The 13,758-nt window shown below is 69.8% G+C and carries 12 protein-coding genes and 3 pseudogenes; 6 read left to right on the top strand and 9 right to left on the bottom strand.

What is annotated here, in order from left to right:
* The first annotated feature begins 163 nt into the window (after window positions 1–163).
* On the top strand, window positions 164–1,078 hold the full coding sequence (locus ABZT12_RS01450) for a helix-turn-helix transcriptional regulator (RefSeq protein ID WP_356375395.1): 915 nt from the start codon (window positions 164–166) through the stop codon (window positions 1,076–1,078).
* Window positions 978–1,199: a DUF397 domain-containing protein gene (locus ABZT12_RS01445; protein ID WP_356376685.1), complete on the top strand. Its 222-nt coding sequence runs from the start codon at window positions 978–980 to the stop codon at window positions 1,197–1,199. The genes ABZT12_RS01450 and ABZT12_RS01445 overlap by 101 nt, the downstream gene beginning before the upstream one ends.
* Here ABZT12_RS01445 and ABZT12_RS01440 read toward each other — a convergent pair.
* The 3 genes and pseudogenes from ABZT12_RS01440 to ABZT12_RS01430 all read right to left on the bottom strand — a co-directional run.
* Window positions 1,165–1,425, bottom strand: coding sequence for a Txe/YoeB family addiction module toxin (locus ABZT12_RS01440; RefSeq protein WP_356375392.1), 261 nt, complete (start codon window positions 1,423–1,425; stop codon window positions 1,165–1,167). The genes ABZT12_RS01445 and ABZT12_RS01440 overlap by 35 nt on opposite strands.
* Before the next feature lie 9 nt (window positions 1,426–1,434).
* On the bottom strand, window positions 1,435–1,692 hold the full coding sequence (locus ABZT12_RS01435) for a type II toxin-antitoxin system prevent-host-death family antitoxin (RefSeq protein WP_037676836.1): 258 nt from the start codon (window positions 1,690–1,692) through the stop codon (window positions 1,435–1,437).
* Window positions 1,693–1,762: 70 nt separating this feature from the next.
* Window positions 1,763–1,906, bottom strand: a pseudogene (locus ABZT12_RS01430) (aminotransferase); the annotation flags it as partial.
* A 17-nt stretch (window positions 1,907–1,923) separates the two neighbouring features.
* Between ABZT12_RS01430 and ABZT12_RS01425 the strand changes: the two are divergent.
* Window positions 1,924–2,265 (top strand): annotated as a pseudogene (locus ABZT12_RS01425) (hypothetical protein); the annotation flags it as partial.
* A 120-nt stretch (window positions 2,266–2,385) separates the two neighbouring features.
* Here the strand turns inward: ABZT12_RS01425 and ABZT12_RS01420 are convergent.
* The 6 genes and pseudogenes from ABZT12_RS01420 to ABZT12_RS01395 form a co-directional block, all read right to left on the bottom strand.
* Window positions 2,386–2,511 (bottom strand): annotated as a pseudogene (locus tag ABZT12_RS01420) (aminotransferase); the annotation flags it as partial.
* A 105-nt stretch (window positions 2,512–2,616) separates the two neighbouring features.
* The gene (locus tag ABZT12_RS01415) at window positions 2,617–3,084 is read right to left on the bottom strand and encodes a hypothetical protein (protein ID WP_356375389.1); all 468 of its coding nucleotides are present in this window, start codon (window positions 3,082–3,084) and stop codon (window positions 2,617–2,619) included.
* Window positions 3,084–7,418, bottom strand: coding sequence for a DUF6531 domain-containing protein (locus ABZT12_RS01410; protein WP_356375386.1), 4,335 nt, complete (start codon window positions 7,416–7,418; stop codon window positions 3,084–3,086). Before ABZT12_RS01410 ends, ABZT12_RS01415 begins: the two co-directional genes overlap by 1 nt.
* Complete coding sequence (locus tag ABZT12_RS01405; protein WP_356375383.1) at window positions 7,399–7,761, bottom strand: hypothetical protein; 363 nt, start codon at window positions 7,759–7,761, stop codon at window positions 7,399–7,401. The genes ABZT12_RS01410 and ABZT12_RS01405 overlap by 20 nt, the downstream gene beginning before the upstream one ends.
* Window positions 7,762–8,170: 409 nt before the next feature.
* Complete coding sequence (locus ABZT12_RS01400) at window positions 8,171–9,385, bottom strand: pyridoxal phosphate-dependent aminotransferase (RefSeq protein WP_356375380.1); 1,215 nt, start codon at window positions 9,383–9,385, stop codon at window positions 8,171–8,173.
* Window positions 9,386–9,432: 47 nt separating this feature from the next.
* On the bottom strand, window positions 9,433–10,512 hold the full coding sequence (locus ABZT12_RS01395) for a hypothetical protein (protein ID WP_356375377.1): 1,080 nt from the start codon (window positions 10,510–10,512) through the stop codon (window positions 9,433–9,435).
* A 284-nt stretch (window positions 10,513–10,796) separates the two neighbouring features.
* Between ABZT12_RS01395 and ABZT12_RS01390 the strand changes: the two genes are divergently transcribed.
* The 3 genes from ABZT12_RS01390 to ABZT12_RS01380 all read left to right on the top strand — a co-directional run bounded on the left by ABZT12_RS01390 (window position 10,797) and on the right by ABZT12_RS01380 (window position 13,733).
* The gene (locus ABZT12_RS01390) at window positions 10,797–11,108 is read left to right on the top strand and encodes a hypothetical protein (RefSeq protein WP_356375374.1); all 312 of its coding nucleotides are present in this window, start codon (window positions 10,797–10,799) and stop codon (window positions 11,106–11,108) included.
* Between the two features lie 357 nt (window positions 11,109–11,465).
* Window positions 11,466–12,002 (top strand): DUF2617 family protein, encoded by a 537-nt coding sequence (locus tag ABZT12_RS01385; protein WP_356375371.1) that lies wholly within the window; start codon window positions 11,466–11,468, stop codon window positions 12,000–12,002.
* A 93-nt stretch (window positions 12,003–12,095) separates the two neighbouring features.
* Window positions 12,096–13,733, top strand: a complete 1,638-nt coding sequence (locus ABZT12_RS01380) for a polyamine aminopropyltransferase (RefSeq protein WP_356375368.1) — start codon at window positions 12,096–12,098, stop codon at window positions 13,731–13,733.
* Window positions 13,734–13,758 lie beyond the last annotated feature (25 nt).

Raw genomic sequence — 13,758 nt, 5'->3', positions numbered from 1 at the left:
TTAACTGTCCGAATGGCATGCGCAGACCCGTGATCGGGCCGTCACGTTCTGTGCTCAAGAGTCGTCCCGTCGCCCTAAGCTCAACAGGGGGAACCGCCTTACCTTTCAGCCCGTAAGGAACGGAAGTGACGCTTTGGCCAACGGAATTGACCCCAGTGCGTCGATGGCGGCACTGTTCGGCGCGCGGGTGCGCAGACTCCGCCTGGCGGCCGGGCTGACCCAGGCCGAACTCGGCGCGCGCACGCATGTGGTGAGCACCCGGATCACGCAGATCGAGCGCGCCTCCGGAGCCAGGCCCACGCTGGACCTGGCGCGTGCGCTGGACGCGGTACTGGGCGCGGACGACCTGCTGGTCGAGCTGTGGCCGTACGTGTACCGGGAGGCTTTCCCGGACTGGTCGCGGACGTTCATGGAGTATGCGGAACGGGCGGTGGCGATCCGCGAGTACGCGGCGCACGTGGTGCCCGGTCTGTTGCAGACCGCGAGATACGCGAGGGCCGTGTTGAGTGTCGGTCTGACGCTCAGTGACGAGGAACAGTTGGAAGAACGGCTCGCGGTGCGCATGACGCGACAGGAGCGGCTTCGGTCGCGCGACCGGCCCGACCTGTGGGTGGTGCTCGACGAGGCGGTTCTCAGACGTCCGATCGGCGGGAGTGGCGTGATGAGCGAGCAGTTGCGGGTGCTGCTCCGTGCGGCGGCGGACCGTCGCATCACGCTCCAGGTGCTGCCGTTCGACCAGGGCGAGCACGATGCGATGGGCGGTTCCCTGACCGTGCTGACGCTGCCGGACGGCTCCGAAGTCGTCTACACGGAGGGTGCTCACTACGGCCAACTCATCGAGGATCCAACCGAAGTCGGGCGCTTCACGGTGACCTACGATCGGCTACGGGCGAACGCCCTGCCCCCGCTCATGTCACTCGGCATGATCCGATCCGCGATGGAGGGCTACAACCGTGGAGCCAACGTCCCGTCCCGATCTGAGCGCCGCCGCGTGGCGCAGGAGCAGCTACAGCAATCAGGAGGGCGGCAACTGCGTGGAGGTGGCCGACGGCTGCACGGCCGCCGTCCCCGTCCGTGACAGCAAGGTCCCGCACGGCCCGGCGCTCTGCTTCGAATCCGCCGCCTGGGCAGCGTTCATAGGCGAGTTGAAACAGCCGGCCGGTGTCAGCTCTCGTAGTGGTAGCGGCACTGTGCGATGAGGGCGCCGTCGTCGGTGGCTTTGTAGATGAGTCGGTGCTCGTCATTGATGCGGCGCGACCAGTAGCCCTGGAATCCGTGCTTGAGCGGTTCCGGTTTGCCGATCCCCTCGTTGCCGTTCCGGGCGATGTCCGCGATGAGCGTGTTGATGCGCTTCAGGATCTTCCGGTCCTGAAGCTGCCACCACAGGTAGTCCTCCCAAGCGCGGGAAGAGAAGGTGATCTTCACTCGTAGCCCTTATTCGTCGGTCGCCAGCTCGCGTACGGTGCCGCCGCCGTTCTCCAGTTCGTCGATGGACGCGAGCAGGCGCCGGGCGTTCGCCGGGCTTCGCAGCAGGTACGCGGTCTCCTTCAGGGACTCGTAGTCCTCAAGGGAGACGATGACGACCGGCTCATGTCCGGCCCGGGTGATGACGACCTCTTCGCGGTCGTCCGTGACGGAGTTGAGCACCTCGGCGTACCTGGCGCGTGACTCGGAGTACGTCATGGTCTTCACGATGGAACCTCCTCTACGTACAGAAAATTGTACGTCTGCTCTGGCGGTGCCTGCAAACACCGGGCGACGGTCAGTGCGCGCATGCCTTGCGGAGTCGTTCCGCCGCTTCCGCCAGCACCCCGGTCCGTTTGCAGAAGGCGAACCGGACGAAGGGCGCGCCCGCCTAGCGATCGTCGTAGAAGACGGCGTTCGGGATGGCGACGACACCCGCCCGCCCCCGGCAGCCACTCGCGGGTCGATCCCCGGCTCGTCCTGACCGAGTCGGAGGCCGCGCGTCTGGCACCGGCCGTCGCCCAGTGGCTGGCCGCCGATGTCACCCCCTCCCTGATCACCGCGCGGTTGACGGCAGGGCTCCCCGTCCGGTTCCTGACCCGCCCGGCGGGCATCCTCGCCTACCGCCTCCGGGACACACCCCTCCCCGCCCCGCCGCAGCGCCCGCCCGCCGAGCACGCGCCCCGACCGGTCGTGCGGCCCTTCCAGACCTGCGACGGCTGCGAGCGGGCGTTCCGCGCCACCACCCCCGGTCGCTGCCGCGACTGCCGGTCCACGGACCGCCTCCGAGCGGCCGGCTGAGCCCGGTGCACCGGTGTGCGGCCGGACCAGGGATGTGCGCGCGACTCGGAACAGGTGGCGGGCCGACCGGAGCCGGAGGACGACCGGCCCCATGGAGCGGGGGTCAGTGCGCGCATGCCTTGCGAAGCCGTCCCTCTCACCCAGCGGGCGGATGTCGGTGGTGACGAAGTACGTGCCCGCGGGCCGGAACACCCCGGAGCCCGCCTCCGCGAGCCCCGTCGCCAGCAGGTCCCGCTTGGCCAGTAACCTCTCCGACCCCGACGACCGCTTCATCCTCCGCATCGAGGGTCGGGCTGGCTGTATCCAGACGGACGCCGTGCGGCTTGGGATCTCAGTCGGCCTTGACGAGCTTCAGGGCCACCACCGGATCAAGGGCGGCATGGCGGCGTGGTCGGTGCCTTCCATCGTCACGATGACTTCCCGGCCCGTCGCCGTCCCCAGCCAGGTCACGAAGGAGCGAACGGGTGTGAAGGTCGCGTTGTCGACCACGTCGGAAGGATCGAAGGTGAACTCGATCTCTTCGATGTCGAAGAAGTAGCAGGTGAACCACACGCCGTCGATGTCGATGGCCAGACTTGCCGATTCCTCCGGATCCCGTTCGAGCCGGGACCATACGGCAGGGGCGTCCAAGGGCCCCTTCTCCGCCGTGCCGGCGAGCGTCCATGTAAGGACATGGCGCCCCGGGACCGCGTGGAGCCCGTCGAACACGCGCCGCCAGTCGTCGATCGTGGCGTTGAGTACGCAGACGTCCCGCAGCGCTCCGTCCGCGACGAAGTCCTCTGCCCGGTAGGTCGGTTCGGCCTCGTGCTGCCTCGCCATCACAGGAATCCTTCGAAAGTGAGCTGGCCACCACGCCAACTCCATCGGGCGCCCCAGCCTCCAGGAACCCGGAAGTCCTGGGTGATGCCGCCGTATTGGGTCGACGCCGAGGTGTTGACCTTCTCGACCACGTTCGGGTCGGTGAGTATGTCCTGGATCATCTCATTGGCGATCTCGGTCCGCTCACTGTTGGTGACCTTGCCGAAGTTGTACATATCGACATGGGCCTGGCCGCGTTTCGCCAGATTGCCCGGGCTCGGGTCACCGTGTTTCTGCAGAGCCCTGCCGGCCGGCGACAGCTGGCCCTTCTTGATGGTGGTGGCCGATTGGTACAGGTCGTCGGTGCTGTAGTTGCAGGGGGAGAGGCCGAGGGGGTCGATCCAGGTGAGCGGGGTGCGCACATAGCCGTGGTGGTTGCCCGCCGGCTCCAGCCCCAGCGGGTCCGCGCTGATGTACCGGGCCGTCTCTGGGTCGTAGTAACGGTGCAGGTTGTAATGCAGCCCTGTCTCGTAGTCGGCGTACTGTCCGGGGAAACGCAACGGACAGTCGACAGGTTGTTCGGCGCCGTCGTCCGGGACCGGGAAGCCCGTGCCCCACAGGGTGGTGCGGCGCTGCCAGACGAGGTCTCCGGACGAGGACACCAGTTCTGTGGGGGTGCCGACGGCATCCGTGACCACGGCATAGAAACGGGCGGCGCGTTCTGGGTCCGTCTCCTCGGCCAAGCGCGCCAGGAACGACGTGTTCGACCGCGTGGCCGATGGTTCGTGGTCGGTCTGGGCCACCGGGCTGGGGGTTCCCGGCTTGTAGTCCCAAGTCAGAACCCGACCGTCCGGCGCGGTCTGCTCGGCCAGGAGAGTGTCGTCCCAGCTGAACTCCGTGCGGTCGTGCTCCGAGCCGTTCTCGGCCGCCCGCTGCTTGGAGATGCGCCGGCCCAACGGGTCGTAGACGTAGCGCCAACGGTCACCGTCTGGGGTGACCACTTCCGTCAGACGGTCCTCGGCGTTCCAGACGTAGATCCATGTATGACTCCGACCGTTCAGGAGTCTGCGGGTTCTGCGGATCAGGCGCCCTTGCGCGTCGTGCTCGTACGTGGTTTCGCCCGCTGAGCGGACGAGGGTGCCGTCGAATTCCCGCTCGCCGGGCTCCTCGTGGGCGGGCGCGGTGACATCCAGCAGATTGCCCACCGCGTCGTAGGCGTAGGTCTCGGTCCAGCCGTAGGCCCTCACTCCGGTGACGCGTCCCATGCCGTCGAGGTCGAAACGGCGGGTGCCCGAGGTCAGTTCGCGGATCTCGGTGAGGTAGCCGTCGGCGCGGTGGGTGTAGGTGCGGTGCTGGAGGAGGCGGTCCACACCGTCCGCCTCCGGGCTGCCGGAGGTGAGGCTCTGGCCGGTGAGGAAGCTCCGCTGGTTCCAGCTCTGGGTCAACCTCACCTCCCCACCGAGGCGGCGCTCTGTCTCGCGGCCCGCGGGGTTGTGGGCGAAGTCCAGCTCGCCCACGGACGAGCGCAGGGTCAGCGGGCGACCCGCTGGGTCGTATGCCCACTCTGAGGCAAGCCCGGACGGCGTCACCCGACGGACACGGCGGCCGAGAGCATCGTGGGCGTACGTGGTCGTGCGGCCGTTCACCGACTCCGACACCACGCGGCCCAGGCAGTCCCGCTCCAGTACGAGTTCGGTGTCGGTGTTGGCCGCGTGCGCGAGACCACCGTCAGGGCCGTACACGAACGTCGTGACAGCGCCTGTCCCGGACCGTTGCTCCAGCACCTGCCCTACCGCGTTCCTCGTGAAGTGCAGCGTCTCACCGGCACCGTTGGTTCGGGAGGCCAACTGCCCGGCCGCGTCATGGACGTACGTGAGCACGCGGCCGTTGAAATCCGTCTCTGCGGTCAGCCGCCCCGCCTCGTCATAGGTGTACGACCAGCTACGCCCCTGCGGGTTGGTGACACCGGTCAGACGGAGTTCGGTGTCGTAGGCGAACTCATAACGGGCGCCGTCCGGGTCCGTCCGTGCAGCGGGGACGTCGAAGGGGCCCGGAGTGTGGTGGGTCGTGTTGCTGGCGGCGTCGGTGTGGCTGAGGAGGTTGCCTTCCGCGTCCCAGGACCATGACTCGCGTGTGCCGTCCGGGTGTTGGCGCCACGCTTGCTTGCCCTCGGTGGTCCAGCCCATGCGGGTGGTGTGCCCCAACGGGTCGGTCACCTCGACGATCCGGCCGAAGTGGTCCCGGCGGATCGTCGTCGTGTGGCCCAGTTCGTCAGTCGTCGCGGCGGGCAGGCCGGCCAGGTCGTAAGCCACCGTGCGGGTGTGGCCCAGCGCGTTCGTGATCGTCATAGGGTGGCCGTGCTCGTCGTACGCGTAGTGGGTCTCCGCGCCGGTCGGGTCGACGGTGGTGAGGAGGTTGCCACGATCGTCGTAGGTGTGTCGCCAGAGCGCCCCGCCTGGCTCGACGACCTCGGTCGGCTGCCCGAACGCGTCGCACGTGGCCCGCGCGACTGATCCGTCGGGCAGCGTGAGTTCCGTCAGGTTGCCGGCTTCGTCGTAGCGGTATCGGGTGGTGTGGCCCAGAGGGTCGGTGACGCTGACGGGCCGGGTGCCGTACTCGTCCCACTGGGTGCGGGTGGTGTTGCCGAGCGGGTCGGTCTCCTCCTCGACCATGCCCTCCGGGCTGTGGCGGTGGGTGGAGGCGCGGCCCTGGGAGTCGGTGTACGTCGTCGTGCGCGTCGTGTCGTCGTAGGCCAGCGTGCCGGAGAGGATTCCGTCGACGCCCTCGGTGCGGACCACCCGGCCGCGCTCGTCGTAGACGTAACCGAACCAAGTGCCGTTACGGTCGGTCCACTTGGTGACCCGGCCCTGTTCGTCGTAGCTGAACCGCAGCGGCTCGCCGCTGGAATTGGTCACCTCGGTGCGGTTGCCGGCGGCGTCGTAGCCGTAGCGCATCACGACCGTGCCCTCGTCGGTCGCGGTGCCCGGCCGGTAGCGGGACGGTGGCTCGTCGAGCAGGCGCAGGGCGGTGATGCGGGGGCCGGTGGTGTCGACGGCGACGTAGTAGCCGCCGGAATGGCGGATGCCGAACGGGATGCCGTCGTCGTCGCGTTCGACGTCGATGCGGTGGCCGTTGCGGTCGGTCCACGAGTCCAGCGCCAGGTGGAAGACGCCGAAGGATGGGGAGGGAACGGGGGCGCCGAACGTGCGGACCACGCCGGTCACCGGGTCCGTCACCGTCATCGCGCTGTCCGGCTTGCCGTCCCACTCCAGGGGCCAGGGCACGCCCTTCAGCGGCATCGTCGCCACGCCCGGTTCCGGTACCGGGTAGACCAGGCGCATACCGTCGGCGGCGGCGAACACGACACCCTCGCCGTCGATCTGGAGGCACTCGTCGAGGGTGGATATCCAGGTCGGACCGAAGCAGATGCCACCGCGGTACGAGGACAGGTGGGTGCGGGTGAACTCCAGCGGCAGGCTGCCCGGCAGGGCCAGGTCCGTCGCTGTCATCAGCATCGCGCCGGTCGCCACGTCGATCGGCTCGCCGACGCACGGTGTGCGTTCCGCGTTGCGCGCGGCCGGGCCCAGCTCCACCAGGTCGGGGCGGAGAGAGGGCGGGCGCAGCAGGAGCGCTGTGGTGTCGGCGAACCCGCCTTCGATGGTCGCCTTCAGTACGCCGCTTCCGGCGCCGAGCGCGCCGCCGAAGAGCGTGCCGTCCTTGGCGGCCTGATTGACCTCGTCGAGGCTGAAGCCCTGTTGCAGTCCTGTCGCCATCTTCAGCGGCTGGGCCACGGCCAGGTCGACCGTCACCGACTCGACCCCGCCGAAGGCCGCGGCGACCAGCGTGCCCCCCGCGATCTCGGCGATCGTCGTGGAGACCGCGATGCCCATGCCCGCGCCGAACTCGATGACCAGGTCGGCCGCCCCGACTGCCGCGCCGGAAGCCAGGCCCGCGGTGAAGAAGGCCAGCGCCACCCCGCCCGCGATCACGGCCGCGTCGATGCCGATCTGCGTCCACAGCTTGTTGATCGCGTCGTCGATCGCGTCGGCGAACTTGTCGAGCGCCGTGGCCATTTCACGCCCGGAGTCGGCCAGGTCCTTCAGCCAGCCGCTGTCCTTGTCCTTGGCGTAGCGGCCCCAGAACCTGTCGAACGCCTCGATGGATTCACCGGTGTTGTGGTGGATGATCGACGACGCGCTCTGGTTGACCGGGCCGCGCAGGTCGTCAACGGCGTCCGCGAAGGTTCGCCAGGCCGTCGCCGCGGACCGCAGCTTCCCGGAGTCGGCCTCCGGCCACCACAGGCCCAGGTCGAGAAGGATGTGGCGCGCCTGGTCCTCAACGCTCACCGGCACCATCCACCTTGGTGACCTTTACTTCGGTGAACATGCCTGCGATCAACTCGTCGTTGTCGACGTGGCCGTCCGCCAGGTCCACCATCGCCTCGTGAATACTCGTCAGACCGAGCACCAGCGTGCCCGCCGCACTCTCGATCTTCTTCTGCAGCGGCTTGTAGGAGTCACCGAACTCCTTGCCCTGCTTGTCGTTTCCCCAGGGCTCACCCAGGCCGTCCAGCGACTTGACGAGCGCGGTCAGTGCCTTGCCCAGATCAACTGCCGCCGTCTGGAAGTCCGGCGCCGCCCGCTTCAGATCAGCGGTCTTGATGTCGAGGACCTTGGCCGGGTCCTTACCGTCGCCCATCGCGCGTTCCCCCGTTCGCAGCTGCGGCCTCCGACTCCAAGGGAGATGGGTCAAGGAACACGCCAGCGCACGAACTCCGGTTGGCGAGAGGGCGGAACGAGCAGTTCCTGCACGGCCCTGAACTTCCGTCGGACCACCGCGGTGCCTTGGTCACTTGGCGCTGTATCCAGTCCGCCATGGCCACCGCCTCTTCCTGCCGACGGTGATCCGCACGTGTCAGCTGGTATTTCTCAGCGGCACGCCCGAGTTACGTGTCTGTGCTCCATGTGGCGACGCTATGGGGCGCTAATTGCTGCCGAGTTCGATCGGCAGGTCTGCACTCGTTCGAGTGCGGACCGGTCCGGGAGTCGACCCGTTCGTGCTGGTGGCGGTCTTGCCTCGGGCTCGTTCGGGGCGAAGGGGCGTGAGCTCAGGACGCCAGGTGTTGCAGGCGGTCGGTGGCCTCGCGGAGAACGTCGTCCTTCTTGCAGAAGGTGAAGCGGACCTGGCTGCGACCGGCGTCAGGGTGGTCGTAGAACACGGAGTTGGGGATAGCGACAACGCCGCAGCGTTCGGGGAGGGCGCGGCAGAAGGCGTAGGCGTCCTTCTCACCGAAGGGGGTGATGTCGGTGGTGATGAAGTACGTGCCCTGGGGCTGGTAGACCTCGAACCCGGCTGCCCGCAGGCCGTCGCCGAGCAGGTTGCGCTTGCGGCGGAGGTCTGCGCGGAAGGTTTCGAAGTACGAGTCCGGTAGGCGCAGCGCCTCGGCGATCGCGTACTGGAACGGGCCTGCGCTGACGTACGTCAGGTACTGCTTTGCCGTCCGGACGGCGGAGACGAGCGGGCCGTTCGCCGTCACCCAGCCGACCTTCCAGCCGGTGAACGAGAACGTCTTGCCGGCCGAGCTGATGGAGACCGTGCGCTCCCGCATCCCCGGGAAGGTGGCGAGCGGGATGTGCTCGGCGTCGTCGAAGACCAGGTGCTCGTAGACCTCGTCCGTCACCACCAACAGGTCGCGCTCGACGGCGAGTTCGGCGATCGCGGCGAGCTCCTCGCGGGTCAGTACGGTCCCGGTCGGGTTGTGCGGGGTGTTGAGGAGCAGCAGACGGGTCCGGTCGGTGACGGCGCCGCGCAGCTCGTCCAGATCGAGGCGGAAGCGCCGGTGGGTGACCCCGTCCCGGGACTCCTCGTGCGGACGCAGGGTGACCGGCACGCGGGTGCCGCCCGCCATCGCGATGCAGGCCGCGTAGGAGTCGTAGTACGGCTCCAGGGCGATGACCTCGTCACCGGGTTCCAGCAGGCCGAGCAGGGCGGCGGCGATGGCCTCGGTGGCGCCCGCCGTGACGAGGACCTCGGTGTCCGGGTCGTACGACAGGCCGTAGCGTCGCTCCTGGTGGGCGACGATCGCGGTGCGCAGCTCGGGCACGCCAGGACCCGGCGGGTACTGGTTGCCGCGCCCGTCGCGCAGCGCCCGCACCGCCGCCTCCCGGATCTCCTCGGGGCCGTCCGTGTCGGGGAAACCCTGCCCCAGGTTGATCGCTCCGGTCCGCAGGGCCAGCGCCGACATCTCGGCGAAGACCGTGGTCCCGAACTCGGCGAGCCGGCGGTTGAGGAGGGGGCGTGCGCTGGAGGTCATGCCCGTCATCCTGCGCCCAAGCTGCGGGTTTCCTCAACTCAACGTCCCGGCCGTCGTTACCGCCCGTGTCGCGCGGCCGGCTGCTGGACCGAATGCGGGGACGGCGCCCTGGAGAAGTCGTGGTCCCCTGCCGACTGGCGCGAGGGGACGTGGTCCGGGGCCGTCATGTGCTGGTACGCCTCGGGTGTGATGGGCGAGGTGGCCACGAAACGCCGGTCCTCCCCCTGCGTCGGCTGGGCCGTCACCAGGGTCACCCTCTGCTGGCCCATCTGCAGCTCGATCGAGTTGTCCCGCCCGAGACGCACGGTGAGGCCCTCTTGCCGCTGCATCGGTGCCTGCTGGGGCGCCGGCATCCCCGCGTAAGGCCCGGACGACATGGGCTGTTCGGCTTGCCACTTGGCCGCGTCCTCCCGCTTCTGCGCCCTGCGCCCGTTCGCGTACAGGGCGCCGCCGCCGAGCATCATCCCGACGCCGATGCCGGCCCCGAGCCCGCTGGCGGCCAGTCCGACGGCCGTCACGAGCCCGGCCACGGCCAGGGTGGCTCCCAGAATCTTCTTGCCCTGGGGCGACTTGGCCCACTTGATGGCCTTGGACGCCAGGTCCCCCACTTGCCTGGCCGTCCGGCGCAGCCAGCCGCCCTTACGCTCCTTGCCTTTCTCGGGCTGCTGGTCCTTGTCGTGCGAGGCGTCGGTGTGAGCGGACTTCTGGCTCCGCCGGTCGAAGTCATCGGCATGGTTTACGTACGCGTCCTGGCTCGTGCCGGACCTCTGGCCGCGCCGGTCGTAGTTGTCGGCTTGGTCTACGTACGCGTCCTGGCTCGTGCCGGACCTCTGGCTGTGCCGGTTGTAGTTGTCGGCTTGGTTTACGTACGCGTCCTGGCTCGTGCCGGACCTCTGGCTGTGCCGGTTGTAGTTGTCGGCTTGGTCTACGTACGCGTCCTGGCTCGTGATGGACTGGCCGTCTCCCCGCGTGTCCGACAGCCAATCATGTCGGGGCGGAAATGCTGAGGAGGTCGGCTGGTTGACCATGCCCTCTTGGTAACTGTCGGGCTGCGGGCTCTCCTCGCGCAACCGAGATGAGGGGCTCGGAGAGCGGCTGTCGTAGGAGTCGTCGTACAGATTGTCGGCTTCTGGCATGGTGCACTCCTGTCCTGTCCCGCCCCGTCCCGGTAGGGAAAGCGAGTGTGGCAGCGGCTGGCTCCCGCACGGCGATGTGCCGGGCACGGCCGTGCGGAAGAACCTCGTGCAAGACAACGGCCGGGCGCCCCGGCCGGTTCAACTCGCCCTTCCCTTCCGGGGACAGCCTCAGAACTTGCTCAACTCCGCTTTGGCGGGCGGGACGGCGGGGCATCTCCCGGGCACGCAACGGACGAGGCGCCCACGGGGGGCCGCTTCGGGGGAATCGGAAGGAGGGTGACGCCATGTTCTTCGGCATCATCCTGGTGGTGATCGTGATCGTGATCGTGGTCGTCGTCGTGAGCATCGTGGTCTCCGGCGTGCGCCGGGGCGGGGGCGGTCGTATGCGGTCCGCCCGCCGGGCCGGGACGTACGGCGGGGGTGCCGGTGGTTCCAGCTGGTGGGCCGGCAGTGGTGACAGCGGCTCGTCCTCGGGCGGCCACTCGGGCGGCCACCACTCGTGCGGGGGCGGCGGGCACTCGTCCTGCGGTGGCGGCTCCTCCTGCGGAGGCTCGTCGTGCGGGGGCGGCGGCGGATGCGGCGGGGGCGGCAACTGAGGGGCGCGGGAGGCGGCTGAGGTGTGAGCCGGCGCCATGAAGCGGGTCCGGAGCGCCCGTCGGGAGACCCCTCCCGGCGGGCGCTCCGGCGCGCGCTTGCCTCCACCGGGCGTACGCCGTGGTTGAACAGTTGAGCTGTGGAGCCCTCTGAGGGATGGAAACCGCACGAAGTTGGGTAAAAACCCTGTGATGGCGTCACCGTTCATGATTCCCTCTAAAACACCAACGCGGCCCCTCGGACGTCCTGGACACCTCTCCTGACTGGGCTGACCCGGGTCGATCTCTGGTATCGGCCGGGACGCGCCGGACCCCGTACCTCCACCTCTCCCTTTCTTTGCGCGCCAGCGGAGCCGATCCATGCTCACGACCCTGAACACCTCCTACACCGACACGCGCGCGGCCGACCTCGCCTGGACCCTGGGGCGCGAGCCGCTCCCCGCCCTCGCCACCCTCGACCTCGAACTGGAGGGCGCCGCACTTCAGTTGAGACTCCTCGGCGCGTCCCACCAGGTACTTCTGGAGGAGGAGCAGGGGAGTTGCTCGGAGACGGTCGCGTGCCTTCCCGGTTCCAGCACGCCCCTGCCGCTCGGCGTCGCCAAGCGCGTCGGCGACTGGGAGTACGAGTTCGCGGCCCGGGTCGAGGCGCTCTCCCCGGGCCAGTTCGCGGGCCGTGCCCAGGAGTTGCTGGCCCTCGTCGCGGATCATCCGCACGGTCTCGCGGGCGTCTTCCCGGGCAGTCCGCACGCCTTCACCGCGCTGCTCGCCCAGCGCCGCGACGGCCAGGTGCACTGGCGCACCTGGCACGCGTATCCGCAGGACGGGCAGTTGGTGGCGACGCGGACGCGGGTGGGGGTGCGGGTGCCGGCGAGCCGGCTCAGCGCCTCCCCCGTCTGACCGGTGGGCGCCGGTCCGGCCCTGGCCGCCGTAAACCGTAGACCACACGTGTGGGTGACGAAGGGTCCCCGGCATGTGACGTAACGTCACAGCGTGATCGAACCGCACGCGCCCGCTCCCCCGGGCGCTCCGCCGTCCCGCGGCGGACCCGCGCGGCTGTCCGTCCGGCCGGCCACGGGGCGGCTCCTGGTCCTCGCGGGCGTCTTCGTCTGCGCGGCCTGCGGACTCGTGTACGAGCTCGAACTGGTCGCCCTCGCCTCCTACTTGATCGGTGACTCGGTCACCCAGGCGTCGGTCGTCCTGTCGGTCATGGTCTTCGCGATGGGCATCGGCTCCCTCGCCGCGAAGCGGCTGCGCCGGCACGCGGCGGCCGGCTTCGGCGCCGTCGAGGCGGCCCTCGCGCTGATCGGCGGATGCAGCGCGATGGCCCTGTACGCGGTCTTCGCCTGGACCGGCGGCTGGGGCGGCCTGTGGTCGGACGGACCCCGCTGTCTGCTGGTCGCCTTCTCGCTCGCCATCGGCCTGCTGATCGGCGCCGAGGTGCCCCTGCTGATGGAGCTGATACAGCGCATCCGGCGCCAGGACGCGGGCGGCGCGGTGGCCGACCTCTTCGCGGCGGACTACGTGGGCGCGCTCGTCGGCGGCCTGGCCTTCCCGTTCCTGCTGCTGCCCTTCCTGGGCCAGCTGACCGGCACCCTGCTCACCGGCACGGTCAACGTGGTCGCCGGCGCCACCCTGGTCCTCGGCCTGTTCCGCCGCGACCTCACCCGCCGGGGCCGCTGGCTCCTCCTCCTCGCCAACGTCGTCGTCCTCGGCCTGCTCGCCTCGGCCGCCGTCCTCGTCGACGACTTCGAACGGGCGGCCCGCCGCGCGGTCTACGGCGGTGACGTGCGCGTCGCGCAGCAGAGCGACGGCGAGGAGGTCGTCCTCACCGGCGGCACCCACGGGCACCCCCTGGACCTCTTCCTCGACGGCCGCCTGCGGGTCGGCGGACGCGACGAGCGCCGCTACCACGAGGCCCTGGTGCACCCCGCGATGACCGGCCGCCACGCGCGCGTGCTGATCCTCGGCGGCGGCGACGGCCTGGCCGCCCGCGAGGTGCTGCGCCACCCCGGCGTGCACCGGCTCGACATCGTCGAGCTGGACGCGAGCGTGGTCCGGCTGGGCCGCCGCGACCCCGGGCTCTCCGCCCTGAACACCCACGCCTACGACGATCCGCGCGTCCATGTCTCCACCGGCGACGCCTTCGCCGCACTGCGGACGGTGCCGCCCGCCACGTACGACGTGGTGATCGCCGATCTGCCGGACCCGGGTATGACGGCCAGCACCAAGCTGTACTCCGAGGAGTTCTACGGCCTCGCCCGCCGCGCCCTGACCCACGGCGGCCGACTGGTGGTGCACGGCGGTCCCGTCTCCTCCCGCCCGCACGTCTTCTGGACGGTCGAATCGACGATGAACGCGGCCGGCCTGCGGACGCTGCCCTACCGCGTGCGCGGCCGGGCGACCGGTTTCGCGGCCGGTCCCGACCGTACGACGGGCGCGTCCCGCGCACCCGGCGACTGGGGGTTCATCCTCGCGACCCGCGACGGACTGCCCGCCCTGCGGCTCGATCCGCGCGCCCCACGGCCGCGCACGCTCACCCCGGACGGACTGACCCGGGACGCGTGGGACGCGGCGCGCACCCGGGTGGACGGGGTGTCGCCGTCCACCCTGGTGCACCCCCGGTACTGAGCGGCGGTCGGTGCGGCGGTCGGTG

This window comes from Streptomyces sp. NPDC005423 (assembly GCF_040606415.1).
Taxonomy (GTDB): domain Bacteria; phylum Actinomycetota; class Actinomycetes; order Streptomycetales; family Streptomycetaceae; genus Streptomyces.
The sequence above is the reverse complement of the archived record's forward strand: the minus strand, read 5'-3'. Positions and strand labels throughout refer to the sequence as shown.

What these genes read in the sequence shown, in the direction of transcription:
- ABZT12_RS01390 (WP_356375374.1), top strand. Translation starts at nt 10,797, where the DNA reads ATGTTCTTCGGCATCATCCTGGTGGTGATCGTGATCGTGATCGTGGTC.
- ABZT12_RS01410 (WP_356375386.1), bottom strand. Translation starts at nt 7,418, where the DNA reads ATGGTGCCGGTGAGCGTTGAGGACCAGGCGCGCCACATCCTTCTCGAC.
- ABZT12_RS01450 (WP_356375395.1), top strand. Translation starts at nt 164, where the DNA reads ATGGCGGCACTGTTCGGCGCGCGGGTGCGCAGACTCCGCCTGGCGGCC.
- ABZT12_RS01415 (WP_356375389.1), bottom strand. Translation starts at nt 3,084, where the DNA reads ATGGCGAGGCAGCACGAGGCCGAACCGACCTACCGGGCAGAGGACTTC.
- ABZT12_RS01405 (WP_356375383.1), bottom strand. Translation starts at nt 7,761, where the DNA reads ATGGGCGACGGTAAGGACCCGGCCAAGGTCCTCGACATCAAGACCGCT.
- ABZT12_RS01385 (WP_356375371.1), top strand. Translation starts at nt 11,466, where the DNA reads ATGCTCACGACCCTGAACACCTCCTACACCGACACGCGCGCGGCCGAC.
- ABZT12_RS01400 (WP_356375380.1), bottom strand. Translation starts at nt 9,385, where the DNA reads ATGACGGGCATGACCTCCAGCGCACGCCCCCTCCTCAACCGCCGGCTC.
- ABZT12_RS01395 (WP_356375377.1), bottom strand. Translation starts at nt 10,512, where the DNA reads ATGCCAGAAGCCGACAATCTGTACGACGACTCCTACGACAGCCGCTCT.